Annotated in this window: 30 protein-coding genes and 2 riboswitches; of the genes, 15 read left to right on the top strand and 15 right to left on the bottom strand. The window is 49.9% G+C overall.

What is annotated here, in order from left to right; translation table 11 throughout:
• Window positions 1-3: 3 nt before the first annotated feature.
• From MKX51_RS32005 to MKX51_RS31995, 3 genes are read right to left on the bottom strand one after another with little or no spacing between them, the layout of a single operon-like run.
• Window positions 4-672, bottom strand: a complete 669-nt coding sequence (locus MKX51_RS32005; RefSeq protein ID WP_340945668.1) for a GNAT family N-acetyltransferase — start codon at window positions 670-672, stop codon at window positions 4-6.
• Between the two features lie 38 nt (window positions 673-710).
• Entirely contained in the window at window positions 711-1,379 is a 669-nt protein-coding gene (locus tag MKX51_RS32000; RefSeq protein ID WP_340995250.1) for a GNAT family N-acetyltransferase, read from the bottom strand.
• A 15-nt stretch (window positions 1,380-1,394) separates the two neighbouring features.
• Window positions 1,395-2,252: a carbon-nitrogen hydrolase family protein gene (locus MKX51_RS31995; protein WP_340995249.1), complete on the bottom strand. Its 858-nt coding sequence runs from the start codon at window positions 2,250-2,252 to the stop codon at window positions 1,395-1,397.
• Window positions 2,253-2,507: 255 nt separating this feature from the next.
• On the opposite strand from MKX51_RS31995, the gene MKX51_RS31990 reads away from it, so the two are divergent.
• The 4 genes from MKX51_RS31990 to MKX51_RS31975 all read left to right on the top strand — a co-directional run bounded on the left by MKX51_RS31990 (window position 2,508) and on the right by MKX51_RS31975 (window position 6,109).
• Window positions 2,508-4,580 (top strand): transglycosylase domain-containing protein, encoded by a 2,073-nt coding sequence (locus MKX51_RS31990; RefSeq protein ID WP_340995247.1) that lies wholly within the window; start codon window positions 2,508-2,510, stop codon window positions 4,578-4,580.
• A complete protein-coding gene (locus MKX51_RS31985; RefSeq protein ID WP_340995246.1) occupies window positions 4,547-4,711 on the top strand; it encodes a hypothetical protein in 165 nt (54 codons plus the stop codon). Before MKX51_RS31990 ends, MKX51_RS31985 begins: the two co-directional genes overlap by 34 nt.
• Entirely contained in the window at window positions 4,683-5,360 is a 678-nt protein-coding gene (locus MKX51_RS31980; RefSeq protein WP_340995244.1) for a DNA-3-methyladenine glycosylase, read from the top strand. The genes MKX51_RS31985 and MKX51_RS31980 overlap by 29 nt, the downstream gene beginning before the upstream one ends.
• Window positions 5,361-5,626: 266 nt before the next feature.
• Window positions 5,627-6,109 carry an AbrB/MazE/SpoVT family DNA-binding domain-containing protein gene (locus tag MKX51_RS31975; protein ID WP_340945684.1) on the top strand — a complete coding sequence of 161 codons (483 nt, stop codon included), beginning with the start codon at window positions 5,627-5,629 and terminating at the stop codon, window positions 6,107-6,109.
• Between the two features lie 94 nt (window positions 6,110-6,203).
• On the opposite strand, the gene MKX51_RS31970 is transcribed toward MKX51_RS31975, so the two are convergent.
• The gene (locus tag MKX51_RS31970; RefSeq protein ID WP_340945686.1) at window positions 6,204-6,710 is read right to left on the bottom strand and encodes a YwhD family protein; all 507 of its coding nucleotides are present in this window, start codon (window positions 6,708-6,710) and stop codon (window positions 6,204-6,206) included.
• A 104-nt stretch (window positions 6,711-6,814) separates the two neighbouring features.
• Here MKX51_RS31970 and MKX51_RS31965 point away from each other — a divergent pair, with 104 nt between their 5' ends.
• The 6 genes from MKX51_RS31965 to MKX51_RS31940 all read left to right on the top strand — a co-directional run bounded on the left by MKX51_RS31965 (window position 6,815) and on the right by MKX51_RS31940 (window position 12,762).
• Window positions 6,815-8,830 carry a M1 family aminopeptidase gene (locus MKX51_RS31965; protein WP_340995242.1) on the top strand — a complete coding sequence of 672 codons (2,016 nt, stop codon included), beginning with the start codon at window positions 6,815-6,817 and terminating at the stop codon, window positions 8,828-8,830.
• 9 nt (window positions 8,831-8,839) lie between these two features.
• Window positions 8,840-9,673, top strand: a complete 834-nt coding sequence (locus MKX51_RS31960) for a hypothetical protein (RefSeq protein ID WP_340945690.1) — start codon at window positions 8,840-8,842, stop codon at window positions 9,671-9,673.
• A gap of 212 nt (window positions 9,674-9,885) precedes the next feature.
• A riboswitch (cyclic di-AMP (ydaO/yuaA leader) is annotated at window positions 9,886-10,024 on the top strand.
• A gap of 57 nt (window positions 10,025-10,081) precedes the next feature.
• Window positions 10,082-10,510: a C40 family peptidase gene (locus MKX51_RS31955; RefSeq protein WP_340946785.1), complete on the top strand. Its 429-nt coding sequence runs from the start codon at window positions 10,082-10,084 to the stop codon at window positions 10,508-10,510.
• Window positions 10,511-10,898: 388 nt separating this feature from the next.
• Window positions 10,899-11,041, top strand: a riboswitch (cyclic di-AMP (ydaO/yuaA leader).
• A gap of 4 nt (window positions 11,042-11,045) precedes the next feature.
• Complete coding sequence (locus tag MKX51_RS31950; RefSeq protein WP_340945692.1) at window positions 11,046-11,537, top strand: C40 family peptidase; 492 nt, start codon at window positions 11,046-11,048, stop codon at window positions 11,535-11,537.
• Window positions 11,538-11,792: 255 nt separating this feature from the next.
• Window positions 11,793-12,278, top strand: coding sequence for a GNAT family N-acetyltransferase (locus MKX51_RS31945; protein WP_340995240.1), 486 nt, complete (start codon window positions 11,793-11,795; stop codon window positions 12,276-12,278).
• Window positions 12,279-12,405: 127 nt separating this feature from the next.
• Window positions 12,406-12,762, top strand: coding sequence for a c-type cytochrome (locus MKX51_RS31940; protein WP_076084861.1), 357 nt, complete (start codon window positions 12,406-12,408; stop codon window positions 12,760-12,762).
• Between the two features lie 132 nt (window positions 12,763-12,894).
• On the opposite strand, the gene MKX51_RS31935 is transcribed toward MKX51_RS31940, so the two are convergent.
• Both MKX51_RS31935 and MKX51_RS31930 read right to left on the bottom strand, forming a co-directional pair.
• Window positions 12,895-13,170, bottom strand: a complete 276-nt coding sequence (locus MKX51_RS31935) for a 4a-hydroxytetrahydrobiopterin dehydratase (RefSeq protein ID WP_036698917.1) — start codon at window positions 13,168-13,170, stop codon at window positions 12,895-12,897.
• A 211-nt stretch (window positions 13,171-13,381) separates the two neighbouring features.
• Window positions 13,382-13,675: a hypothetical protein gene (locus tag MKX51_RS31930; RefSeq protein ID WP_036698940.1), complete on the bottom strand. Its 294-nt coding sequence runs from the start codon at window positions 13,673-13,675 to the stop codon at window positions 13,382-13,384.
• A 202-nt stretch (window positions 13,676-13,877) separates the two neighbouring features.
• Here MKX51_RS31930 and motA point away from each other — a divergent pair, with 202 nt between their 5' ends.
• Together motA and motB are read left to right on the top strand one after the other, a co-directional pair.
• Window positions 13,878-14,678: a flagellar motor stator protein MotA gene (gene motA, locus MKX51_RS31925; protein WP_036724422.1), complete on the top strand. Its 801-nt coding sequence runs from the start codon at window positions 13,878-13,880 to the stop codon at window positions 14,676-14,678.
• Window positions 14,662-15,483 carry a flagellar motor protein MotB gene (motB, locus tag MKX51_RS31920; RefSeq protein WP_340995238.1) on the top strand — a complete coding sequence of 274 codons (822 nt, stop codon included), beginning with the start codon at window positions 14,662-14,664 and terminating at the stop codon, window positions 15,481-15,483. The genes motA and motB overlap by 17 nt, the downstream gene beginning before the upstream one ends.
• 88 nt (window positions 15,484-15,571) lie before the next feature.
• On the opposite strand, the gene MKX51_RS31915 is transcribed toward motB, so the two are convergent.
• Window positions 15,572-16,273 (bottom strand): pseudouridine synthase, encoded by a 702-nt coding sequence (locus tag MKX51_RS31915; protein WP_209879523.1) that lies wholly within the window; start codon window positions 16,271-16,273, stop codon window positions 15,572-15,574.
• The gene (locus MKX51_RS31910; protein ID WP_340995771.1) at window positions 16,260-18,533 is read right to left on the bottom strand and encodes an ATP-binding protein; all 2,274 of its coding nucleotides are present in this window, start codon (window positions 18,531-18,533) and stop codon (window positions 16,260-16,262) included. Before MKX51_RS31910 ends, MKX51_RS31915 begins: the two co-directional genes overlap by 14 nt.
• Before the next feature lie 363 nt (window positions 18,534-18,896).
• On the opposite strand from MKX51_RS31910, the gene tadA reads away from it, so the two are divergent.
• On the top strand, window positions 18,897-19,400 hold the full coding sequence (tadA, locus tag MKX51_RS31905) for a tRNA adenosine(34) deaminase TadA (protein ID WP_268748444.1): 504 nt from the start codon (window positions 18,897-18,899) through the stop codon (window positions 19,398-19,400).
• 41 nt (window positions 19,401-19,441) lie between these two features.
• Window positions 19,442-20,017 carry a GNAT family N-acetyltransferase gene (locus MKX51_RS31900; RefSeq protein WP_340945706.1) on the top strand — a complete coding sequence of 192 codons (576 nt, stop codon included), beginning with the start codon at window positions 19,442-19,444 and terminating at the stop codon, window positions 20,015-20,017.
• A 75-nt stretch (window positions 20,018-20,092) separates the two neighbouring features.
• Here the strand turns inward: MKX51_RS31900 and MKX51_RS31895 are convergent, their stop codons facing one another.
• From MKX51_RS31895 to MKX51_RS31870, 7 genes are all read right to left on the bottom strand, one after another.
• Window positions 20,093-21,187 carry a DUF6612 family protein gene (locus MKX51_RS31895; RefSeq protein WP_340945707.1) on the bottom strand — a complete coding sequence of 365 codons (1,095 nt, stop codon included), beginning with the start codon at window positions 21,185-21,187 and terminating at the stop codon, window positions 20,093-20,095.
• Window positions 21,188-21,290: 103 nt separating this feature from the next.
• Window positions 21,291-21,443, bottom strand: a complete 153-nt coding sequence (locus MKX51_RS31890) for a small acid-soluble spore protein P (protein ID WP_076084811.1) — start codon at window positions 21,441-21,443, stop codon at window positions 21,291-21,293.
• 12 nt (window positions 21,444-21,455) lie between these two features.
• Window positions 21,456-21,797: a hypothetical protein gene (locus MKX51_RS31885; protein WP_036698930.1), complete on the bottom strand. Its 342-nt coding sequence runs from the start codon at window positions 21,795-21,797 to the stop codon at window positions 21,456-21,458.
• Window positions 21,798-22,481: 684 nt separating this feature from the next.
• Window positions 22,482-22,796 (bottom strand): DUF2326 domain-containing protein, encoded by a 315-nt coding sequence (locus MKX51_RS33290; protein ID WP_445322044.1) that lies wholly within the window; start codon window positions 22,794-22,796, stop codon window positions 22,482-22,484.
• A gap of 15 nt (window positions 22,797-22,811) precedes the next feature.
• Window positions 22,812-23,753 carry an ABC-three component system protein gene (locus tag MKX51_RS31880; RefSeq protein WP_340995237.1) on the bottom strand — a complete coding sequence of 314 codons (942 nt, stop codon included), beginning with the start codon at window positions 23,751-23,753 and terminating at the stop codon, window positions 22,812-22,814.
• A gap of 1,021 nt (window positions 23,754-24,774) precedes the next feature.
• Window positions 24,775-25,437 carry a hypothetical protein gene (locus MKX51_RS31875; RefSeq protein WP_340995236.1) on the bottom strand — a complete coding sequence of 221 codons (663 nt, stop codon included), beginning with the start codon at window positions 25,435-25,437 and terminating at the stop codon, window positions 24,775-24,777.
• 71 nt (window positions 25,438-25,508) lie between these two features.
• Complete coding sequence (locus MKX51_RS31870; RefSeq protein ID WP_340995235.1) at window positions 25,509-25,781, bottom strand: hypothetical protein; 273 nt, start codon at window positions 25,779-25,781, stop codon at window positions 25,509-25,511.
• 186 nt (window positions 25,782-25,967) lie between these two features.
• Between MKX51_RS31870 and MKX51_RS31865 the strand changes: the two genes are divergently transcribed.
• Window positions 25,968-26,705 carry a hypothetical protein gene (locus MKX51_RS31865; RefSeq protein ID WP_340995234.1) on the top strand — a complete coding sequence of 246 codons (738 nt, stop codon included), beginning with the start codon at window positions 25,968-25,970 and terminating at the stop codon, window positions 26,703-26,705.
• Window positions 26,706-26,785 lie beyond the last annotated feature (80 nt).

Here is a 26,785-nt window from a genome sequence, read left to right as displayed (position 1 = left end):
CCCTCACAGCGGCAATAACGCCACACGCTCCCTGCTGCGAAGCTGGCTGATCATCGATGTCCAGGCTTCCGGCTTGCCCTCCAGCACGGCGTAATAACGGGTCAGGAAATCGGCCACCAGCGGCGCCGCGATGCTCTCCTGCTCCTCATCTCCGGGCATGAAACAGAGGTCCAGACCGGACACCGCCTCGCCATCTCCCTGCCAGGAAGGGTGGACGTAGGGAATATCTATCCTTTTATAGCCCAAATGCGACAGAACTTCACGGCGGACGTACGGGTCCATCGGCTTAATTCCGCCAAAATCATACCCCACACGGTACGGATCATAGATCTCAGCGAACATCCCCAGCAGCTCCGTATGATTCTCAGCCGCCAGCTTCTCCAGGTCCTTCAAGCGTTGACGCGCCAGAAAACGGCCAATGCCCAGCCCTTCCCGTCCAATGATGGTGAAATCGGTCATCGCTACATTCCAGTCGGCATAGTAACGGTATTCCGTAGTGCCTACAACCTTCCCTTCATGCACCGCAGCGAACACGCGTATTCCCGGATCGGCAAGCGGCTCCTTCCACAAGCTGTACTCCAGCACTTCCTCGGGCGGAAATACATCCGACAACAGCTGATGCACCTCTCTGAACAACGGGTCGGCAATATCTGTAATTCTTCTATATTCCATAGTCAAGGGATCTCCTCCAAGTGATAGGCTGTATTCATTTATTTAAAAGGATTCCGCCATTCCATCAGCGCTGCGTAATTCCCTGATTCCTCGTCCTCCAGATAACCCGCGACCACACGAACCGGAGACCGGCCGCACCGCAGCAGAAAAGTAATCACCGGATCAGACCAGCTTCCGGCGATAACCCCGGCCAGATACTCTTCCGCTGTCATCTGCCCGGCCACCCGGTGATAGCCCGGCATCCGGCCCGCTCCCAGCAGCCGCTCCAGCTTCTGTTCCACGACCACATGGTATAACGACTGGACCAGCTCCTTGCCCAGACCCAGCTTGCGGTATCCGGGACGGACACACAAATCCGCGATATACAGCGTGTTCCCGCCCGGCTGATGCGTAGTGAGATAACCGTCTGCCGTAACCTCTGACCACGTATGATGATGCGCCTGCGCCTCCGGGTCGAAATTCATCAGGAATCCGGTAACCGATCCGGCCAGCTCCCCGGCCACCTCTACACATAAGGCCCCTTCCGGAAAAAGTGTCACATGATTCAGCAGCTGCTCCCGGTTCCACCACAGCTCCGCGGGATAAGGCGGCGGGAACGCCTCGGACTGAATCGTGATCAGCTCGGTGAAGTCAGCTTCCGTATAGGAACGGATCACCGCAGGCACCGGCGTCTTGCCGTCCAGAGCGTAGAACTTCTTATAATACATCGGTTAGTCCCCCCCTTACGTCCAGTCGGTGTACAGATCGGTGCGGCGGTCACGCCACGTGGTTACAGACCCGTGTTCCCGGACGCGGTACAGCAGCTCCAGATCCAGATCGGCCGTAATAATCATATCATTGTTGATCTCCCCCTCGGCCAGCAGACCCTGTGGAGGAAACGGAATGTCATTGGGTGTGATAATCGCCGCCTGGCCGAAGTTGGCCCGCATCAGATCAACAGTAGGCAGTGAGCCTACGGTGCCGGTCAGCACCACGTAGACTTGATTCTCGATAGCCCGGGCGTGGCTCGTATACCTTACCCGGTGGAAGCCGTGGCGGTCATCCGTGCAGGACGGGCAGAAGATCACATCTGCACCCTTGGCCCGGGCCATGCGCACAATCTCAGGGAATTCAATGTCATAGCAGGTCAGCATGGCAATGGTCCCATGATCTGTCTGGAATACCTGAAGCTCCTCACCGGCTCCCATATTCCAGCCCTCTACCTCGGCAGGGGTAATATGCAGCTTGGCCTGCTCGGCAATTCTTCCGTCCGGATAAAATAGATGGGCTACATTATACAGCTTGCCGCCGCGCCGCAGCACATGGGTCCCCCCAATAATATGTACCGCATACTTCCCCGCGTACCCGGAGAACATCTCCAGGTAACGGTCGGTGAACTGCGGCAGATCCTCTATCCCCAGCGCCTCCCCGTCCTCGCCTCCAATCGACATCAGCTGTGTCGTAAGAAATTCAGGGAAGAGGATAAATTCGGCCCCGTACTCTCCGGCCGTCTTGATATAGTGCTCACACTCGGCAGCAAACTCCCCGAAGGAAGAGATGGTGTACAGATGATATTGTACAGCAGATACGCGAAAAGCCATGGCGGCAGTCCTCCCGGGCATGATAGTTACATGCATTTTCATAAGTATCTAAAATTTTACCATAACCGTTCACAAAATCACACAAGTCGCAGCGGGCGCATACTCCCCGGTATCCCGCCGGGTCGGGCTAGTTCCGCTTTCTCTGCCAATGGTGAATATCTCCTCTCATCCTTTCCCATAATGAGGAATACAAGCCGCGGCAGCCCTCATGGGGACAGCCTGTGTTATTGCTTGAATTCGAAGGAGCCTGATACCATGACGCGCGATTCTGCCACACCCAAAGTCCGCAAACGCCGCTTCCGCCTGCTCTTTCGGCTGCTGGCTGTCTCCGCCCTGCTGTTCCTGCTGGCAGCCGGCGCTCTGCTTGGATACCTATATCAGAAGCCGCTCCCCCCGCTCGGGGATGATGTCCGCTCCAGACTGCTTGACGCCAGGGGCAATGTGATGACCACCTTCACTACAGACGGCCGCAGCCGCGAGCCTGTTGAGCTTAACCGGATCTCCCCGCTGCTCATCAAAGCCACGCTGGCTGTGGAGGACCGGAAATTCTATAATCATATCGGCTTTGACCTGAAAGGCATGGGGAGAGCGGTACTCGCCAATCTGGAGGCGGGCAGACGCACGCAAGGGGCCAGCACCTTAACCCAGCAGCTCGCCCGCAATCTGTACCTGACCCATGAGAAGACCTGGACCCGCAAGGCCAAGGAAGCGCTATATACTCTGCAGCTGGAAATGAAATATTCTAAGGATGAAATTCTGAATATGTATTTAAATGAAATCTACTACGGACACGGGGCTTACGGAATCGAGGCTGCGGCCCGGATGTATTTCGGTAAAGCTGCCGCAGATCTGGATTTGGCGGAGAGCGCCCTGCTGGCCGGAGTGCCCAAGGGACCCACCTATTATTCTCCTTATAATCATCTGGACAGCGCCTTGAAGCGTCAAGGCATTATCCTGGCCGCCATGGTTGATACGGGGGATATTACCGAGTCGCAGGCACAGGAGGCTGCTAAGGAGCAGCTGAAGCTGAGTCCTCAGGGTCAAAAGGATACCACGGTGGCTGCACCCTATTTCCGCGATTATGTGCGCAGTCTTGTGATCGACAGCCTGCATATCAGCAGTGACGAGCTGGACCGGGGCGGGCTGAATGTCTATACAACGCTTGACCCGGATATGCAGCAGGCTGCGGAAGCGGCGGTGGATCAGGGGATGGACCACAGCAGCGAGCTGGAGACGGCCCTGGTCTCCGTTGATCCCCGCACCGGCTATGTGAAGGCTATGGTCGGGGGCACGAATTACCGGACCAGCTCCTTCAACCATGCGCTGGCGAAGACGCGCCAGCCCGGCTCTTCCTTTAAGCCGATTATGTATTTGGCGGCGCTGTCGACCAAAGAAATGACCGGCTTGTCCGTCTTCAACAGCCAGCCCACGCTGTTCCATTATGATAACAACCGCAAGACGTACCAGCCCCGGAATTTCGGGGATAAATATCTGGGAGAGATTAATATGCGGCAGGCCATTGCCGCGTCCGACAATATCTATGCAGTCAATACCATTATGAAGATCGGGGCAGATAAGGTCGCCGCTATGGCGGCCGCCATGGGGATTAACAGCCCGCTGCAGAGCGTTCCTTCGCTGGCGCTGGGAACCTCCCCTGTCAGCCCGCTGGAGATGGCCTCAGCCTTCGCAGTGATTGCCAGTGGCGGAGTGAAGCAGCCGGTCACGGCGGTCCTGAAGATCACCGATGCGGGCGGACATCTTCTATATGAAGCTCCGCAGCCAGAAGGTCAGCCCGTGGTTGAGCCGGCCGCTGCTTATGTGTTAACCCGGCTGATGGAGGGGGTCTTCGAGAGCGGAGGCACCGGGAACCGGGTGGCCTCGATGATCAAGCGTCCGGTGGCCGGCAAGACCGGTACTACAGATACCGACGGATGGATGGTCGGCTTCACGCCTGAGCTCTCAACCGCCGTCTGGGTCGGATACGATAAGGGCCGCGATATTGCGACCACCGACGGCAGACGGGCAGCACCTATCTTCGCCGGATTCACGGAAAAAGCACTGGAGAATGTGCCGCCGAAGATTTTTCCCATTCCCGATGGCGTAGTCAGCGTATATGTCGATCCGCTGTCCGGCATGCTGGCTACAGCAGACTGTCCGGAGAAAAAGCTGGAGACCTTCATCAGCGGCACAGAGCCTACCGGATATTGTGACCAGCATAGCTCCGGTGAACCCAGTGCTTCCGGAAGCACCGATCCTTCCGTCCCTGCCGATCCGGTCAAGGAAGAGCATTCCCTATGGAACAATATCAAGCGCTGGTGGATGAACTAACTAACCAGGGATTGCCGCTCCCCGTTGTCTGCGTTACGATGGGGAGACTGGCAGAGGCGTACGCCCGCCTAACTCCGCCGCAGGAAGGTGTGTCATCCATTCATGAAGCCGAATCATTCCGGCAGCCTTGAGCCGGACGCGCCACAGCTGCTGCAGCCTGAGCTCTATAAGCTCGCGGCAGTTGAAGCAGCGCCGCGCCTTCTTGGCCAGCATCTGGTCCGCCGCACAGAAGACGGGGACATCCGCTGCCGTATTGTGGAGACAGAGAGCTATGGAGGCGCTGAGGATAAAGGCAGCCATGCGTATGGCAGCCGCCGGACCGCCCGTACAGAGGTCATGTTCAGCGCCGGAGGCGCAGTGTATGTATACCTGATCTACGGCATGTACCATTGCCTGAATGTCGTAACTGCTGCACAGGACGAGCCTCATGCCGTTCTGATCCGGGCAGTAGAGCCGCTTACGGAGAGGGATGCCGAGCTTATGACGGCATACAGGGGAGTTGCCGTGAGGAAGCCCTCGGACCTCTCCGGCGGGCCGGGCAAGCTGTGCCGGGCGCTGCGGATTGACAAGAGTCTTAACAATACCAGGTTCGATCTGCCGGAAGGTCCGCTGAGCATCGAGCAGGGGGATGACCCGGAGTCCCTGGATATTGTCGAGGCCCCGCGCATCAATATTCCTTATGCGGAAGAGTATGCCGGGCTCCCCTGGCGCTTCTATCTCCGGGGCAATCCTTATGTATCGGTCAGCGATCCGCAGGCGCAGCCCCACAGGCTGGTCTAAAGGCCTATACCGCTGTTTCGGCTGTGGTATATTGGGTATTAATAAGAGAACCCTAATCAGCCTCTCCCTTGGACTTTCCAGGCGGAGAGGTTTTTTGTGTGATCTTGTCCTCTATATTTTAAAACGCCATAAAATGATAAAACCTCCCATAAAATGACAATAAATAGCCCAATTTGTATACGCTTCCCCCGTTCTCTTAGCTTACAATTACTGTTATAATCATATATATCTACAAAAAATATAAAGATGTAAATGAGGGACATGGGATGAAAGATACAGGCATGATCCGAAGCTTAGACAGTCTCGGAAGAATTGTGGTTCCCGTAGAAATCCGCATGACACGTAATATTGACATTGGGGATCCTATCGAATTTTTTATACTGGATGAGGATATCATCGTCCTCCGAAAGTACACCTCCACAGAATGCACCTTTTGCAGAAGTCTTGATCATGTGACCTACTATAAGGATCAGTTCATTTGCAACACCTGTCTGAAGGAGCTTAGTGACCCCGACCGCGGATCAGAACCCATCCATGTCTCCCCAAGTTCAGCAGAAGAGCATCCCGAGCCAGCCCGCGGGGGCCGGAGAAGCAAGACCGAAGAAATGAGTCTGCGTCTTATGAAAGCGATCGAAGATCATCCCTATGCCAACCAGAAGGAGCTTGCCGAGGTTCTCGGCATCAGCCAAGCCAGAGTCAGCCAACTCAAGCGCAAGCTGAACACTCCCGGCAGAACAGATCCGCAGTAACCGTTATCCATTCATCCCTGCTTAGACATCAGATAAGGCTTGGCCCCGTTGGGGCCAAGCCTTAATTTTTGGGCGAAGCCTATAACCTGATCTTCTATTCCGATAGCGCAGCTTTCAGCTCCTCAGGCGAAGCGGCCCACCACTCTTCATTATGGGCCATCAGCAGTGATTTCAGCGCTGCCCGCTCAGTGCTTCCAAGTCCATCCAGAATAAGCTTGCGCTTCAAGGCCGCATCCAGCTTATTGACATGATCCGCAAGAATCTTCCAGCCGCGGCGCGCTTCGGTGTCAATCCACATCTCACAGGCGGTAATCCCGCCGTAGAACTGTCCCTCCGGGGTACGGTCCACAGCCACCCATACGACCCATACCTGTCTTCCCGCCGGAACATCCTCACGGTTCATAGAGAACTTGATTCCCTTCTCCACTTTGCTCTTGGCATGCATGGCACCGATATCGATAACGGCGATACCCTGATCAATAATGACAGGCGATACATTGTTCAGATCAATCGAGCCTGCACCGAAGCCCTTATGCTTGGCTCTGGCGTTCACAATATTCAAGGCAATTTGTTTTTTGCCCTCCGGTTGTACGTTATCCACATGTGCACATCCTTTCCATTCACTAATTATTTAATTTTAGCTAATAATGCGGCGATTGCAAACATATACATCCCGTAGATGCTTGTCACGGGAGGAATCATAGTATGAAGCCACATTCATTAAGGTATACCCTCATCTTCGCAGTCCTGGCTGTCCTCACCTTGCTTGGAGGCGGAATATGGTTTCTGTCAGGGCATAGCCCTGCCGTATGGACTGCCTCTGTTCCAAAAGAGGCCAAGTCCCCCGCCATTATCCCCCGGCAGCAGCCCGTGCAGTCCGATCTTTCAGATACGATCTACACATCGGAGACAGAGGCTTTAAGCCAGCGCGTGGTTGAATATCACATGGATGTGGAGCTCCTGCCGGGTGCGGAGACTCTGGTCGCCTCCGAGACGCTGACCTGGACCCATCCGGGCGCAAAGCCGGTCCAGGAGCTCTACTTTCATCTGTATCCCAATGCATTCTCATCCGCCGGCACCACCTTCATGAAGGAATCCGGGGGCACGCTTCGCGGTGATACCATGCCTGCAGGGGGTTACGGGAGCATTACCCTGACAGATTTGCGGACCTCCGAGGGTATTTCGCTGATGCAGCGCACCCAATATGTGCAGCCGGACGACGGCAATGTCAATGACAGAACACTGCTCAAGGTCCATCTGCCGCAGCCGGTGAACGGCGGTGAGAGCGTTACGGTACGGCTTAAATTCGAGGTCAAGCTGCCGAAAATTTTCGCCCGGATGGGAACCGCTGGCGACTTCGTGATGGCCGGACAGTGGTTTCCGAAGATTAGCGTCTATGAGCCTGCCGGCAGAAGAGGACTCAAGGAAGAAGGCTGGAACCTGCATCAATATCACGGCAACTCCGAGTTCTACAGTGATTTTGGAATTTACAATGTATCGATTTCTGTCCCGCCCGAGTATAAGGTCGCCGCAACCGGGTTTCCGGTGAGAGACGCCAAGGTTGTGAAGGGGCGCAAGATCTATCAGTTCTATGCAGATGACGTCCACGACTTCGCCTGGGCGGCATCGCCTGATTTCGTGGTTGCCGAGAAGGCCTTCTCCGCGCCGCAGGTGCCCGGAGTGAAGATTAAGCTCTATCTGGACCCGCTGCATAAGCATCTCCAGGAGCGTTACTTCCAGGCGGCTGAGGCTGCACTGATGGCATTCAGCAAGTGGTATGGCCCTTATCCCTACTCCACCTTATCGATTGTTGTCCCGCCGGAGTCCGGCAACGGGGCCGGAGGCATGGAGTATCCGACCCTGATTACCGCCTTCGGCGCCACGGACACTTCACCGGGCACCTCCCTGGAGCGCACGATCATCCACGAGATCGGGCACCAATATTTCTACGGCCTGGTGGCCAGCAATGAATTCGAAGAAGCCTGGCTGGATGAGAGCTTCACCTCTTATGCCGAAGACCGGCTGATGGAACAGGAATACGGTGTGGTCTCCAGCCTCCCGCTGCAGTCCAGCCTGGTCTCCTCTTCACAGCCGCTTAAGCTGGAGACCTGGAAATACACCGGAGATGATGCCTACACGCGCAATGTATACATCCGGGGCAAGCTGGTGCTGAAGGATATCGAACGCATCGCCGGGACCAAGAATATGGACGCCATCCTCGCCGCCTATGCCCGCAAATACCGCTTCCAGCATCCGACCACTGCCGACTTCCAGAAGGTTGTGGAGAAAGTGACCAAGCAATCCTGGCAGACGTATTTTGAGCGGTATGTCTATAGCGGGGGGGCACCCGACTTCGCAGTTGACGATATCAGGCTTACGGTTAAACAGGACAACAGCGACAGCGGGGGGAGCCGCTATAGCGCTGTGGTCGATGTAAGCAATAAGGGCAGCCTGTACCCCGATGTTCCCGTGAAATTCACCTTCGCAGACGGGTACACGGTGCAGCAATACTGGAATGGCGAGGGTAAGGCTACCTCCTTTGAATTAACGTATAAAACGCCGCTGGTCTCCGCAGAGATTGATCCGGGGCATTCCATTCTGCTGGAGAGCAGGCATCTTAATAATTTCAGAATGGCGGAGCTTGAGCCGCGTACACTCTCCCGCTGGACGCTTAGTGCATCAACTCTGCTTGAAACCCTGCTCGGAACTCTTGTCTGGTGAGGTGAAGGAATGGTGAAAAGCTCAATTGCCCGCGGTTGGATCAGCATGAAAGAGCAGTTCTATATATTGATCCTGCTATTTATCTACCGGCTGTTCTGGGGATATTTCCTGTACAAATTCATTAAAAGCGCGGTTGTCCCCGTCCTGCTCCGCTACCCGGATGCGAACGCCGGCGGCAGCGGAATAGGCAGGCTGCTGTATTATATCGAGGGGCAGACCGCGCTGCGCACCGACCCCGCCGTCCAGCACTGGCTGTGGATGCTGCTTGCGCTGACAGTGCTAAGGCTGCTGGTGACTCCCTTTATCCGTGCAGGGCTGCTGCACGAGCTTCACCAGGAGCGCGCCGGAGCGCGGGGACTGTTCTTTTTTCCCGGAATGAGAAAATATGGGCTGCCGGTGCTGGTGTTCAGCCTCGTTGAATGGGCGCTAACCCTCCTGCCGCTCTATTGGCTGCTTCCGCGTATGTACCGTCATCTGCTCAGCGGCGTTCTCGATGTACAGCTCCTGCTCAAGCTGGTGCCTTATGTACTGGGCTGGCTGCTCTATCTCTTCCTTGTCCGCAAGCTTCTGCTCTATATGCAGTTCGGCTACACCGCAGGTACCGGTATGTTCTCCTCGCTGCTGATCTGCCTGAAGGTGCTGCTGCCTTCCATTGGTATATCCATCGTTCTGGGGGCGGGAAGCCTGGCCGTCATTCTGCTCTGCAGCGCCTCTGCTCTGTTCTATCCCGGGTTGCCGGCCCTTATGCTCCGCCAGGCAGCTCCGCTGCCCTCCACGCTGTTCAATATGTGGGGGATCGCTGCCCAGTACCACCTCTGGTCCAGTAAATCATTTCCACAATAATAAGCTGCTGAAGCGGCATACTAAAGAGAGTCACAGCCCCTCTATCCGGGAGCAGGACTCTTTTTTGCTTGAACGGAGGACAAAAGCATTTGCAAAAGGCTAAATCCTCTGATACAATGATGGCTGTATCAGTAGTAACAAAGTTGTAATCTTTCAAGCAAAATCTTCCGTAACTATTGCAATTTAAGCTATGCCGATAAGTCACTGTTCTGGTGCACAAAACGCCGAATTCCCTGCACCGGGAAGTGGGGGAACCATATTTTGGGTGAATTGATCTCGCTTTAGAGGGGTCATAGGGGAACCTTCTACCGAATCCTTAAGCTAACCTCGCAGGCCCTGGAAGGAGTACATCTTTTGATTAGTCAGAATTTCAAGAAAAAATGCACCGCGGCAGCGCTGGGTCTTGTGATGGTATTCACACTCGGAGCGGGCAGTGCCTTCGCAGATTCCAAAATGGATACTGTGATTTCAAAAACCATTGGAACGTCGTATAAAACCGGAGGCACAACCACCAGCGGCTTCGACTGTTCCGGATTTACCAAGTATGTGTTCAAGAATGTCGGGCTTACCTTGCCCCGCACCTCCAAAGCACAGTACAAAGTTGGAACAAGTGTATCCAAGAGCAACCTGCGTTCAGGTGATCTCGTGTTCTTCAATACTCTGGGTAACGGAGTGTCCCATGTCGGTATTTATGTTGGAAACGGGAAGTTCGCACAGTCCTCAAGTTCACGTGGTGTAACCATCAGTTCGATGAGCCAGTCCTACTGGGCCAACCGCTACGTTGGCGCCAAACGAGTAATGAGCACAACAGCCTACCAAGCTGTCGCTTACGATTGAACCCTTGAAGCATACCCCGAATATTTCAGCCTCTAACAACTAAATGTAACTTATACGAGCCCGGGATGATTATTGCCGTAATCATTTCCGGGTTTTTCCTTTTCCTTATTCTACCTTTTACACCGAATTCGCAGCCTTGAAACAGCATTTTCTTGCAAAAATAAAGAAATTATCATATAAATTAACCCCTGCGCATAGATATGAGTCTTTCGAAAGGGCTATAACTCTAAAAAACAGCAAAAAAGATGCATTAATATGTTATAAGTGATTGCCAAGCGCCTTAGTCTTTGTTACAATTATCGCAGTGATCTTTTAGTAACATTTTTGTAATTATTGAATCGCTTTTAACAAAGGTTTTGTCATGTATTGAATGAACCGCTAATCCTAATCAACAGTCGTGCCGAGTTCCCTAATGAATTAGGGAAACGGGGGAACCACTTTGGGTGAATTGACCTCCTATTCTAAGAGGGGTCATAGGGGACCTTCAACCGAACCCTTAAGCTAACCTCGTAGGCATTGGAAGGGGTATTTACTTTTGAAGAAGAAGCTAGCAGCCGCAGTACTAAGCTTGTCCATTATCTTCACCATCGGAGCAGGAAGCGCTTTCGCGGATTCCAAAATGGATAAAGTGATCGACAAAGCCATCGGAACCAAATACGTGTCCGGCGGTACATCAACTAACGGGTTTGATTGCTCCGGATTTACAATGTATGTTTTTGATAAGATCGGCATTAACCTGCCCCATCAATCCGGCTCCCAATATCAGATGGGCTCTGCTGTATCCCGTGACGAGATGAGACCGGGCGATCTTGTATTCTTCAATACAAGCGGTAAGGGCGTATCCCATGTCGGTATTTATGTTGGTGACGGCGAATTCGCCCATGCCTCTTCCTCACGTGGTGTAACCATCAGTTCGCTGAGTGACAGCTATTACGTCAACCGCTACGTTGGCGCCAAGCGAATCATGAGTACAGATGCCTACAAGACTGTAGCTTCGGATTCCCAAGACAACGATGATGTACAATAATCCTTTGTAACCTAACGCTCTTTTCCGAGATTTTTGCCGAAATCTTGGAGAAGGGCTTTTTTTGTCTATAAAATTACTTACCCGTCTCTATATTTGTAAAACACCGATTCTGCACTTTCGGAAAATATATTTTGGCGTTTGTCAAGTTTCTGTATTTCCGCAAGGAATTTGCGTCGAAACTCGCTGTTTTTGTATATAATTAATATAAAGAATGATAAGTATAAATTGATTTCCCCTGGAAGGAGGCCTCCCCTAATGATTAGCTCCCCGCTAACCTTTTACGTGGTGCCTATGGAGCCGCAGCATGCCGCTGAGATCTGTGAGTGGAGCTACAAGCCTCCGTATAATATTTACGGCTGGATGTCCTGGGAGCAGATGCAGGCGCTGGGCGTGGAGTTCGGAGACCCGCAGCTGCGCAGCGAGCAATATGTGTCGGTAGTGAACGGACAAGGCGTTCTGTGCGGCTTCGCCCAGCTCTTTCCGATGGAGGGGATAGTCCGGCTTGGAGTCGGAATGCGGCCCGATCTGTGCGGTCATGGAATGGGGCATCTGTTCATGAAGGCTATTGTGCAGGCAGCACAGACCCGTTACCCGGAACGCGAGATCGATCTGGAGGTGCTGACCTGGAACCAGCGCGCCATCCGCGCCTATCAGAAATGCGGGTTCACCATAACAGATACCTATGAGCGCCGTACCCCGACGGGCAATAAGCCTTTTTATTGCATGGTCTATGAGGAATAGCACCGGAGAATGAGGTGTTTTCAAAAAAATGGATCATTTGTGTTCATTTTTTTGACACACATACTATGATAACGCTTCACCATCCGCTATAATGGAGTCAGCAGCTTACATGGAGGGACGGATGCAGATGCAGAAATGGATCATGAGCGGTTTGTTTTTTGCCGCCTGTGCCTTTGCAGTAATCTTAATGTTTACCTTACCCGGGAAATCCGAGGTGGCGGAACAGAACAAACCGACCATGCCGGAGGTTGTGCTGGACGCTGCGGGCGCAGAAGCCACAGTGAAGGCCAATTGTATCTCCTGCCACGGTGACCAGCTTCAGGGCGGGGCGGGGCCCAGCCTGCAGCAGGAAGGCGCTTCGCATGACGCAGCTCAGATCTACAGCATAGTCACCAAGGGCCGCGGACAGATGCCCCCCTTCAAAGACAGGCTGGCCCCTGAAGAGATTGCGAATGTAGCCCTATGGCTGGCCGAGAAGAAATAATCCGCAACCTGTACTCACACCATGCTCCTTATTCTAAATGTATAATGCCCGTGACGAGGATAACGAATGATCCTTGCACGGGCATTTTCTATTGATCAGATATTCCTGTTGTCTCCATAGGGGCCTTGTCCTCTAGCGGGTCTTCTCGAATGCCTCATTAAATTCATGCGCCTGGCGGAGATCAAGCTTCTCCACATCTGCAGCCAGCCGCAGAACAACCGTCTTGTAATCAATGGTGATATGCGGGTGATGGTCAAAGGCCTCCGAAATTGCCGCTACCTCATCCACAAAGGCAATTCCCTTCATATATTCACTGAACATATATTTGCGCACCAGCCTATCCCTCTCCAGCTTCCAGCCCTCAAGCTTGCCGATCTGCTCCTGCAGTTGTTCCTCAGTTAATTGCAATTCGTTTCCTCCCTTGCTAAGTTAACGGTTCCTTCAGCCTGCTCTTCTTCTTCAAATAAAACATCCCTCAGCTTCTGAAAGTCCAAGGGATGTGCCAGGCCAAAGATTTTTGATTAAATGTATTCTGACATCCCGGAAATTAGTACTCCACTTCCAATTTTAACATGGCCGGATGCCCGGGACAAACCCGCTGCCGCATTTTCCCCCTGCTTTATACAAGAACGACCGAAGCCAGATCCTCATCACCCAGCAGAATATTAATGCGGTGTGTTTCTTTATCGTACATCACAACTCCGCTGCCCACCTGAATGACCGGCTCGTTGCCCAGCGCGTAGAACAGGTCTTCCGCAAGCGCCTCCCACACCTCCTGCCTCGATTCCTCCGGCAGATTCGTCCACTCTTCAGGCTCCATTTCAAAAAAAATGTACCCGTCTGCAATCCGTCCAACGGCTCCTGTCAGTTCAACCAGAATTTCACCGTAATCCCTGCCATGCTTAACTCCCACATCAATCACTCCGTTTTCTTCGCTGATGAATAATAACCTACCTTATCTATTATAGCCGAAAAAATCACTTCACAAAAAAGGGAATGATGTCGATAAAGAAGAATATACGTGATTTGGTTACGAACAGAGTGTTCTCCCGCGGTTCAAGGACGAATTAGCGGTTAGTCGATCACTTCTTAATTCTCATGGACGAGGTGCATAAATGGAAATCTCAACAATTCTAGGCCTGGTGTTTGGTCTGATCGCAGTAATCTGGGGGATGATACTCAAGCATGCTCCGCTTGCAAGCTTGAACAACCCCGCTGCCTATGTCATTATTTTTCTTGGCACGGCTGCCTCTATCTTCATGGCCTTTCCGATGTCGGAAGTCAAGAATTTCCCTAAGCTGTTGAAGATCCTGTTTACGAAGAAAAAGATGGTCGGTAAGCCCGAACTGATTACCATGTTCATGGAATGGGCATCCATTACCCGCCGCGAAGGGCTGCTCGCTCTGGAGTCCAATGTCGATGAAATTGAAGATAACTTCCTCCGTAACGGCATGCGGATGATTATTGACGGCAATGATCAGGAGTTCGTCCGTGATGTATTAATGGAAGATATTCATGCCACTGAAGACAGACATAAAGCCGGAGCCTTGATCTTCTCCCAGGCCGGGATGTATGCCCCTACACTAGGGGTACTCGGGGCTGTTATCGGGCTGATCGCCGCCTTGGGGGATATGAGTAACATGGACGTCCTGGCCCACGCGATTGCCGGTGCCTTCATTGCAACCCTGCTCGGGATATTCACCGGTTATGTCATGTGGCATCCTATGGCGAACAAGCTGAAGCGGATATCCAAACGCGAGATTGAAGTCCGCCTGATGATGGTCGAGGGTCTGCTCTCCATTCAGTCCGGGGTGTCTACCATTGCCATTAACCAGAAGCTGTCCGTCTTCCTGACTCCGTCCGAGCGTGCCAAGCTTAGCGAGAAGGAGGGGGCTTCCAGTGAGCAAAAAGACTAGGCATGAGGAACATGAAGAGCATGCCGATGAATCCTGGCTGCTTCCCTATTCTGATCTGATGACCCTGCTTGTTGCTCTGTTCCTGGTTATGTACGCCATGAGCGCAACGGACGCCGTGAAGTTCCAGCAAATGGCTGAAGCCTTCAATTCAGCGCTCAGCGGCGGCGGCGGCGTCCTGGAGTACCGGTCGGATTCCCCAACCAGCTCCCAGCTGGACCAGGGCAAGCAGGATAAGATGAACAGTGTGATTGCCAAGAACACCGGCACCTCCGATCTGTCCAAGCTCCGTGCCAAGGAGCAGGAGGATCTGGAGAAGCTGAAGAAGCAGTTCGACCAGTACATCAAGAACAACGGGATGACTGACTTGCTTAGCACGAAGCTGAATCAGTCCCAGCTGATGATCACGATTAGTGACAATGCCCTGTTCGCTTCGGGACAGGCTATAGTGAAGGACGAATCCCGCCAGCTGGCCAAGTCGATCTCTAACATGCTGCAGCAATTTCCCGATTATGAAGTATTGGTGCAGGGGCATACCGATAATGTTCCGATCTCCAACAGCACATACTCCTCGAACTGGGATCTTAGCGTAGATCGCGCTCTTGAGTTCATGAAGATTCTGCTGCTCAATCCCAACCTGGACCCGACGAAGTTCAGCCCGACCGGCTCCGGCGAATACCACCCTATCGCTACCAATGCTACGGCTGCCGGGCGGGCCAAGAACCGCCGGGTAGAAGTATCCATCCTGCGTAAATATAAGGACGCTGCTGCGGAGACAACGGCTGTCTCTAATGTAACAGCTCCCTGAATAGTAATGAAACAAATAAGAGCTGCTTCGAACGGCCCTACCAGGGTCTATCGGAGCAGCTCTTATTATAGGTATGGGCATTATAAGCTTATTGCAGCTGATAGTTCAGCATAGCCCCCAGCTCTTGCTTCTCTTCCTGGGACAGCTCCCGCCATTCTCCGGTCTTCAGTGCGCCAAGTCGGATATTCATGACCCGGATGCGCTGCAGCCGCCGGACTTCATAACCGAAGGCGCTGCACATGCGGCGAATTTGCCGGTTCTTGCCCTCAGTCAGCACGATACGGAATACACGCTCACTAATACGCGTAATTTCACAGGGAAGTGTCTTGCTGCCCAGGATTTTCACGCCGGTGGACATACCGGTCAGAAAAGAAGGCGTGACGGGTCGATCTACTGTGACCACATATTCCTTCTCATGCTTGCCTTCTGCGCGTAATATTTTGTTAACAATGTCACCGTCATTGGTCAGCAGAATCAATCCCTCTGAATCCTTGTCGAGCCGCCCGATCGGGAATATCCGCTCCTCATGCCCTATGAAATCGACAATATTGCCTTGAATATGCGCTTCTGTAGTAGAGGTAATGCCAACCGGCTTATGAAGCGCGATATACACGATCCTGCTGCCCGTCTGAAGGGGCTGGCCGTCAATCAGTACAATGTCCCCGGCCTCGGCTTGGCTGCCCAGCATAGCAGGCTCACCGTTGATGGTGACCCGCCCTCCCTCGACCAGCTTGTCTGCTTCACGGCGTGAACAATAGCCTGTCTCACTGATGAATTTATTGATTCTCATGTTCGTCTTCACTCCGTTCTATATTCATAACGGCCGGTGGCACTGGCTCCTTCGCTTCAGGCAGCTTGATAATTACCTGTGCCCCCCGGCCATACTCGCTTCTTATCTCCAGGCTGCCCTTATGGGCTTGAATAATCCGCTGGCTGACCATCAAGCCGAGACCGGTTCCGGACTCTTTGTTCGTAAAGAACGGCTCTCCCAGCTTGGGCAGCATATCCTCAGGGACGCCTCCGCCCTCATCCGTGATCACAACAACCACAGAATCATCCTGCTCCTGCTGCTCCACGGTAATCGTTCCCCCGTCCGGCATCGCTTCGATCGCATTTTTGATTACATTGATAAATACCTGCTTCAGCTGATTCTCCTCACAATGCACCATGGCAGGTACTCCCGAGAAATGCGTTGTGAATTCAATGCCGAACAGGTGGGCCTGACTGTCCAGCAGGGAGATGACATCGCCGACAATATGCCGCAGATCCCTTTGCTGGAAATGAACAGCCTGCGGCTTCGCCAGAATCAGGAACTCACTGACAATCATATTGATCCGGTCCAGCTCCGAGAGCATCAGATCAATATGCAGCGGAACGAGAACCTTCTTCTCCTGCTGAAGCTGCAGGAAGCCCCGCAGGGTGGTCAAGGGATTACGGATCTCATGGGCAACGCCTGCGGCTAGCTGGCCGACTGTAGTCAGCTTCTCCGAGCGTCTGAGCAGCTCCTCGATCCGGTTCCGCTCGGTCATGTCACGGGATACATGGACAACCGACTGCGGCTGGCCCTCTTCATCCCGGATAACCGAGCTGCTGACGCTGACCTCTACCAGGGAGCCGTCACGCTTCAGCCTGACGGTCTCCACAGGCGGCAGAGATGCCCCATCCTTAAGCTGCTGCAATCGTATACTCTCCTGCTCCTGCACAGTGGCCGGAACCAGATAAGGCGGCTTGACCAGAGCATCCGCAGCGCCCCATCCATAGAGATCCTCGAACGCTCTGTTCGTACTGATGATCCGCCCCTCCATATCCACCGTGTGGATGGCATCCGAAGTGCCGTTAATGACCGACTCCAGATGCTCCTTAACCGCACGGTTCTCCTCCAGTGTCTGCCCCAGCCTGTTCGTGTGCTGCAGCAGATGTGAGGTCATCGCATTGATGCGCTGGGCCAGCTGCCCAAGCTCATCGCGGCTGGATACATTAAGCGGGGGCTCGAACTTGCCCTTGGCCACATCATTGACCTTAGCCAGTATATCCTGAATCGGACGTGTAACTACACCGGCCAGCACATAACTGGCCAGAAGAAAGATAATAAGCAGCAGCACCGAGGTGGTGATATTATTGAACAGCTGCTCGCGGATGACTGAGGAGATCGCCTGATAGTCCATGACTACACTGATCACATAATCTGCGGCTCCCGGCCGCTCAATCGGAATGAAGCTTTTGAGCACTCTTTTACCCAATGCCTTCGTATCCAGCGTTACCGGCTCGCCCTTGTTCAATGCTTCACGGATTGCCGCCTTGTCCTCTGCAATATTGCCGTAGGAATAAGTACCGTACTGAATAGGGCGGTTCCGCAGCTTCGTGTTCTTGGGATCTGCACCGTCAGGCAGCATGCTTGAGGCCCCGAAGGTCTTCGGATTGATTCCCGTAATCTCCAGAATTCCGGGATTTACAGCTTTGGATTCCTGGATGATCTCATCGGGACTCATAATTTTGACATAATCGCTTACCGCTGTGCTCCGGACGAACGGATCTATGATATAATTGCGGGCCCCGTCATAATAATAGCCCCATTTATCAATATACTCCGGATTGGAGGTTGAATATTCAAACGGCCCGGACCAGAAATTCTCCAGGGACTGCCCCTGATCGACAGATACCCGCTGGCCTGCAAACAGCTCCAGAAAAGCCACATACCAAAAACCCATGCCTCTGGTCGAAAGTCCAATCTCTGCAGGATCTGAAGATTTGGCTACGATAATATCATCCGCAGTCTTCACCAGCAGCGAGATATTCGACACCCCCAGCTTGGTGGATAGCGCCTTCAATTGTTGATTGGTAATATTCCTGATATCCGGGTCCAGCTCATAGGACGCCAGAATGGCGGTCAAGCGCAGGTTCTGGGCAATTTTATCCTGCACGTAATTCGAGCTGTAGCCGCTCTGCTCCACCGATACGGCAACCTGCTTCGCAGTGATCTTCATGTTGCTTACACTCTCATTACGCAGATTATTCCGGGCAGCATACAGATTGAGTGTAAGATTAAGCATCAAGATTAGGAGCACCGAGCCAAATATAATCGCTGATAATTTCGTTTTTATGGACAAGCGTATTGTTCACCTCTTATCCGCTGGTAAATCCTAGCGGGCATTCAACATAATCATACCTTTTGCCCTCCCATTTGAAAAGGCCTTTCCCCACAGCCGGGTGCTGGCAGATATTGAATTATCGGGGCAGTTTCTCTACAATAGGTAAGAAACCATCCACAGGTTATGCACATATAAACATTTCGCCAAATTGCGATGTGCACAATTTTGTGTATAAGTCGGTCGTTATCCACAGAGTTGTCCACAATTTGTTAAGAACGAATATTTGTTCGTTGTACAATGGGCATAGAAGAAGGGAAGATGCATTTGAATACCAGGCTTGAAGAACTGCCGGCGGAGGAGCGGGCCATTCATGAACATTGGATGACAGAAGCGATAGGAGAAGCCCGCAAGGCTGAAGCCTTGGGCGAAGTGCCGATTGGTGCCGTGGTCGTCCACGAAGGCCAAATTATAGGCCGCGGATATAATCTGCGTGAGACGACGCTCGACTCCACTGCCCATGCGGAGATGGTAGCAATCCGGGAAGCCAGTACAGCCCTGGGCTCCTGGCGTTTGCTCGATTGCCAGCTCTATGTTACCTTGGAGCCTTGTCCTATGTGTGCAGGAGCGATGGTGCAGTCCAGGGTGCCGCTCACCGTGTATGGCACTCCAGACCCCAAGGCCGGCTGTGCAGGGACCTTGATGAACCTGCTGGAGGAATCTCGCTTTAATCACCGTACAGAGGTCATCCAGGGCGTGCTGCAGGAGGAATGCGCGGAGCTGCTAACCTCCTTCTTCCGCAAGCTGCGGAAGCGGCCTGCGAAGCTCTGAACGCCCATCAACACTTATTATGCTCATAAGGAGAATGCCAGATGTCCTACAAGCTGTATAACAACGCACAGGGGATCTATCTCTCGCTGCTGGAGCTTACGGATGCTGAGGAGCTGCTATGCCTCCGTCTGCGTAACCGCATCGCCCACCAGCAATTCGAACCCCTGCGCAGTGAAGACTACTTCACCTTGGAGAGCCAGCGGCAGCTGATTAACCAGCGTATCCTGGATGCGCAGCAGGACAGCGCGTATATGTTCGGGATTTATCTGCTCAGCGGCGAGCTGATCGGCCAGATTACGATCTCCAATGTAGTGCGGGGAGTCGGACAATTCTGCGATATCGGCTATATGATCGATCATGAGCAGCAGGGGCAAGGCTATACCAGTGCCGCCGTACACCTGATCCTCGGGTATGCCTTCCGCTCTCTGGGCCTTCACCGGGTACAGGCTGCCATCCTGCCTCATAATACCGGTTCACGCAGAGTGCTGGAAAAGAACGGCTTCCAGGCCGAAGGACTCGCGCGCCGTTTCATCCGGATCAACGGCGAATGGCAGGATCACCGTACCTACGCCATTCTGGCTGAGGAGTTCCTGCCAGAGGGACAGGAATCCCCTTAACCTTCATATGTCCACACAAAAACCCGTATGAGCGCAATTTGCTCATACGGGTTTTTGGCTTGCGGAACTATGGTATTAATAAGTACCCGTACCTGTGCTTCCGAACTGCTGCTGCAGCTCTTCCAGAGTGATGACATCATCGCCTTGCGGAATGCCGATCTTGAAGGTCTGCTTCTCATTGATCTTGCTGTATTGGTTGCTTGCATTCATAGATAAGGTAACATTCTCACCCTTGTCAGGATCATTAACCTTGATGTTCATGAGCATATCCTGGTATACCGGATAATCATCTTTGTTGACTGCGGTATTCAGATGGAACTGGTTAATAGTGAGATACTTATTCAGATCAGCCAGGCTCTTGTCGAACTCTGCACGGGCTTCACTGGATTGAAGCTGTTCCTTGGCTTCGGCCAGCTTGGCAGGCTCAATCTGCAGCAGATCCTTGTATTCTTCTTTGCCCAGAATATCAATAATCTTAGGCATAGCGTTGTTCACCAGAATGGTGAGTGCCTCTTTGACATTATCGTTGGTAACCTGGAACTGAACTACCTGCTTGGCTTCTACGCCTTCAGGCAGGCCGGCATCCTTCGGTTTGATATTATTGAAGTACTTGGCTTCATCATATTCACCCAGCAAGGTATTCATCACTTCATTCGACAGCTTCTGCACCTTCTGTGCATCCATCTGTGCAGGATTGAATTCAGCACCCTGCTCTTCCGCCAGCTGCTTCAGATCCAGCTCTACGAATTTGTTCACGATCGTCTCAGGAATCGGCAGGAACGGAATTGAAGGTACTTTGACATACAGCTTCTGTCCGGTCATTACCATTGGAACCGTGAAGGACATGGCCATGTCCCCCTTCAGATTCAGAACGGTTGTCATTTCTGTCTGCATTGGCTCTGCCTGGTAGACTCCATCGATGGTAAGCTCGGCGTTCTTAAGCATGCTGAGCATCTGTCCCGTTGAAGCATCCGCTTCATTGGTGCCTGTGTCTATCGACAGATCATTAATAACTAATTTGGTCTTCATTTCGTAAGATGTCATAGCTGTAGCTTTGGCTGCAGCTGAAGTCAGAGCCTCCTTCGGCTCCTCTTTCTTTGCACATCCCGGCAGAATTACTGCAGCAGTTAACAGTAACGCGGCAGCGGATAACCCCCACTTTTTGTTCATTATTTTTCTCCTCTCCCATGTAAAAAACTTTTTCCCCTCCCTAATGATAAACCATTTGGCAATTATGAGAAACATTTCTCAGTAATTTCGTTCCATTAGCCTATCAGCCCTGAGGATTATTGTGGTCCACATGGTTGGCCTGTTTCACCTTTTTAGACCCGGACAACGGCTCAGGACCCGATGAATGATGCTCCTTGCGGGGCTCCTGATTATCCTGCTGTACGCCGGGTACAGGCATGCTCTTGGGTTTGCTCACTTCGATTACCTCCTATGGATTAGTTAAGCCCTGAAGGGCCTGTGCGCACTCATGAATCTGTCTCGTATACTGCTGCGCCAACAGCTGGACAGCATCTAACTGCTCATCCGCGTGTACCCCGGCCTGTTCGGCGTCAAGCAAATCTACAGCAACCTCGCGGCTATCCACATAGGTGCAGCGGAAATCCAGAGAATACCCCTGCCGTCCCGCTGCATTGAAATGGATGAGCAGACTGTTCTGGTTCGCCGCATCCCCCTGCACACTGAAGCTGTCCCCATTGTCCATCAGTTCCGGCAGCCGCTCCTGCCAGGCAGACACCAGACTCTGCTGATCTACTTGCAATTGTCGGTCCATCTTTATTATCAGCCTCCTTCTCTAATACATTGCGGAGAAAGCCGGCTTTTTATTCCCGCTTAAACAGCTTCTGTGAAAAAGAGGCCTTAGCAAGTGGAAACGGCATTGCCGTCCTTTACAAGGACGGTACCGTTTCGGCGAGAAATAGAAGGATAATTTATAGCGTGAGACATATAAATTCTTATATTTCAAACAAAAAAACCGCCCTCCTGAGAGAACGGCTTCTATCTGCACTTATTTAGATGTAAAGGAATGGCGGAGAGGATGGGATTCGAACCCATGTGGGCTTGCACCCTAACGGTTTTCAAGACCGCCCCTAGCTGTAAAAACCCGCCATCCCTTACGCTGATTGACTTCATGGCAATTTATCGTTGAACCGCTACAGCGGTCTGAGTTAAAACGTTGATTTCGGTTCGTGACCGTTGGGTAAGCTCAGTTTATTATCGTAGAAACAAGAAATCAACTTCCAAAATAAAAAACCTTTCATTAAAATACACGTTAAGCTCGGATATGCTTAATTTATTCAATTTAAACCTTATTTCCCGTATTCCATATCAACTTTTACTCCTAAAAGTTTACTACTTTCTGATTCATCAGTCAGGGTCAAAATTATATTGTCTGTAACAATTTCCTTATATTCTTCTTCACTCATTAAATCCCTAAACGATTCTATTGTATCCTCATTCACAGTGCAATGTATTGCAAATCATGTTCTTGTGACTTTCTATATGCCAATTTAAAAAGAGTATACCTCTGCCGTGAGTCCATATTACTAAATAATCTACTGTCGTGAAAAATAAATTTTACATTATGATTTAACTGAAGCAGTAATAATGTCATATCGAAACAAAAGATTTTCACTTCGTTTACACCGTCAGAGGAATCATCTTGAATCTTGGCAGTAATATTGTATCTTAAGGTATTTTCACCTTCATTATTAGTAATTCTAATTCCACCAGGCTTATTGTCATCCGAACATTGATTCAGAGATGGAAACATGCTTCTGTGGAAGTATCATACCGCGCCTACCTTTACTGGCTCTTCAAAGATGTCGCAGGATTCAAAATAGTATGCCATAAGTACCAGTACAGCATCTCTGTATGCCTTTTCTTTACGTGCACTAGCCTGTTTTAAAATATAAAAAAATCTTTCATCACTAAAGTTCGGAATAGTATCAGGTATTATAGATTTTGATTCTTCATAAATCTCTTTAAAACTTGCCTGAAGCTCAGCTTTTACAAAATCACTATTGACCTTAAAAAACTCTTCCAAATCACCAATCTGGTAACTTGCAAAAGTCAAAAAGTGATTAACCCTATCACTTAATTGATTGAACTCAATTTTCTCTTCGAAATCGGGAACGACTAACTTATCCTCCGGTCCATTTGAACCTGTATAATCTCTGATATAGATAATTGCTTCATTAAGTACAGAATAGTCAAGAGCGCCGATATTTTCGTCAGGTATAAAGCTTATAACATCAATAATATCGTCGTCATTAAGTAAAATAAAACTATCTTCTAAATTCTTGGAAGCAAATGTATCACATTTTGTTTCTGCGTTCGTATTGTTTAGTTTGATGAGTTCCTGTGTTATAGGTGCTGGTATACCCTTATATTTATCATTAACCACATAGAAAAATTCTTTAATGGGACAAATATCATTCCATTTTATTTTTAAACCCTGAAAGTCTTCTTTAACCTTTGCTACTGCATCGTAGATAGTGCTACCCTTTTTTACATCCTCTGGAGCGAACACTTGATAGTAAGTTCCTGTAGTTCTGTCAAACCCATCGTTCTTCATGTCTCCTATCTGACCATATGCTTTCACAGGCTTGAAGTTTGGATTTGCCTTGCACATAACCTTTACAAACAAGTCCTCAAACTTTTGACCATCTGATTCATATAATTTTAGCTTAAACATAACCCTAGCGATATACTTTTCATTCTTTGTCATTATCTCACCATTAGCAATTATTTTTTTTCACAGCAAAAATTGGAAAAACATATTTCTTTCAATAGTTCGACAGTAAATGCCGTATTCCTGCTGTTGGGTAAAGGAATTAGCTAAAACCGATATAATATACAAATTCACTTATACAGTACACAATTTCAAGTTTACGGTGCTGAGGTCGAAGGAAAATCCTATACGAACTTTAATTACTGATAGTATACCTTATCTGAAGTGGGGGAGGGGGATATTCGCCGGAACGGAATGAGAACGAGGAAGTTAGGGCTACGCAGGGTCACACAAAAAAACTCTGGTTTACTACGAACACTTTAGTTGAGTAAAGTAAAATCATTGTTATGAATCCATTGGTTCCAGCGGCAACATTCTGCTAAGCAATATTCTGCTAAGCAACATATTGGTTGGCATTATTCTGGTTGGCAATATTTTGATAAGCTCATAACATTCTTCTATTTGAATCTTAGCGCCCACCACCAATAGGAGTGATTAGGTAAGCGCTTAGATTTAGACGGCGACTTGCATAAGATATATTTTATCCATTGGCAAGCAGAGTATAGTTTTGATATTAATACGTCATATTGTCTACTGCTCTGCTAATGTAAATTTGATTCTATACATGCCGCATATATGTCATTCCAGTTCAGGCGGCAAGTACCCTAACCATTCATTTCAGATGGCAGGGTACTTCAATCATATATTAGGTTCTATCAGCTATATATTCTTTGCTAATGCCTATAATTTGAATCGTCAATCTAAGTCAGTGAATATACTCTTAAAGGTTGACGATTACTTGCTTCGCTTCCTGACGAAAACATTTGATTTGATTCATACCCTATTGTCTCTGCCAATCGAATACAGGAGAAATCCTATACAACAACATATATAATATATAATCCAAATTGCTTAAAAACTGGTTTCCGCCTTACAGCCACAAGGGTTTGTAGCACTTTCAATTAGTGCAGTATTTTGTGTAACATTAGTGCAGTATTTTGTGCAATATGGATAGGGCTTAATTCAAGTTCAATTCCTTTAACATTTGTTCCTTCTCGTCTATCTTTGCTAATTCTGCAAAGTGCTGTCTTAATACTCGGGCATCAGGTGAATCTGGGTCTACTTCTCTTGTCATAATATCTGGATTTACTTGAAAGAAATAAGCGTTTCCAATACCTACACCCTTGAAGATATACCCCGCCCTCACAAGGCACTTCATACGATTGATTAGCGTGTTTCGATGCACTCCAATTAATTCGGCAAGTGCAGTTTCATTTAGATGATGGATTTCGTCCGCATCCATTTCATACGGATTACTGCACAAATAATACTTTTGAAAATGAAAATACGGGAGTATTCTTAGTAAGATATCCGCATCCTCTAAGGTGATATTCTTTAACTGTCCCCTGGATTGTAATTGATATAACCTTGAGAACATACCTTTACCATCCCTTCCCCCTTCAAATCCGCCCATAATGAAATAGTCCTCGCTTATGCTATAGGTAGTATTTCTTGTGTTATTTCCGCCTTTATTTATCAAACCAAGGTCAACTAGCTTACCTATAATTTCCTTGGTTCGCCTTTCTTTTTTGCCCAATCTATCAGCGATATCAGATATAGTTGCGGGTTTTCCACTCTTCAAGAGTATGCCGTCTTTATTAAGTTGCATGAAATGAAGCAAGAAAAATAACGCCCCTAACTCATTTCCCTTAGCTCTGGGAACTATCTGCTTGATTGGTTCATCGAAGCAATTTACATACAGCCACCTTTTGCAGCTTTGATTATGCTCAGAATACTATCAATTGTACTCGGATCAAGGCTGGATAACCATGCAATCGTATCATGCTCTTCTTTTGTAGGGCATCGTCCGATACAATCCTGAATGGTTTCCATGAATGGTACGTACTGTTCCATTTTCCATTTCTTCATGACCATACCATCTGGCCGGTAAGGACGCGCAAGCTCGCGTTCAATCCATTCTTTCCGACCGGATCTACTATTCACACCGATATACTGTAAATCCATATACACTACACTTCCTTTCAATTTTAAACCTCTGTTCTCAACTATGTATATTTTCGAGATGTTTTTTAAAAAAATTGGATATTTTCACAACAAATATGCGAATGTTATCGTCTATAAAGGTGAAACTATACTGCTTGAAATCTGTGTCAAAGATCCAAGCAAATACTAAAGAAAGTTGGTTTTCAAATGAAAAAAACAGTAGCAGCATTAATCTTATTAGGAGTGGTTACAGGATGCAGCACCCCGTCTTCAGATGCTCCTTCAACAACCAATAGCACTACCAGTGCAACGGAGCAGCCTGCTACCAATGTAGTAGCACCTGAAGCAAAGCAGTTTCAGTTGAAGTATACAACGTCTTTAACTGCCGAGCCACTGACCAAAATTAATACAGTAGAGCAAACTAAACAATTGAAGAGTCAAGCAGTTGATGAATCCAAGGTTATAACTTATAAAAAGAAGGATGATGTAGAGAAAATTTATGCTGCACTTCAATCCAAAGACGGAACTTATGATATGGGACAGATCGGCTATGAAGGGGCCAGCAACTATTCGACAAGTACAGTTGATGTTTTGGGTCAATCTTACGTTAAAGTGACCGGATCTGTTGGAGCTAGTGCCCCAATTTCTAATTATGTGTCACTCAGCACTTCGACCCCAACAGTGTTGCATATAGAAGCCAATACCGTTGAGGCTGATGTGGACCAAGACGGAATTAAAGAAATCGTTGCTACCGTGGGTACAGCAGCGGAAACGTCCATCTATAAAATAGAGAAGGATTCCCTGGTAAGCGTAAATCTTAATGAAGCCATGAATGCCGCAGTAGTGATGTATGACCAGGAATCTAACACTTTCAAAGCAGAAGTAACCAAAGGCGAGGTTTCAGAATGGAAGATTGAAAATAACCTTCTAGTTCCCAGTTATTAAAAAGCCTTTGGGCTTTTTTTGTAATTTTACATTGCGTAACGTTACGCAACATGATAATATATAAACAGAAAGAGAATTTG

This window comes from Paenibacillus sp. FSL M7-0420, assembly GCF_038002345.1.
Taxonomy (GTDB): Bacteria; Bacillota; Bacilli; order Paenibacillales; family Paenibacillaceae; genus Paenibacillus_AQ.
This window is presented reverse-complemented; position numbering and strand designations above follow the sequence as displayed.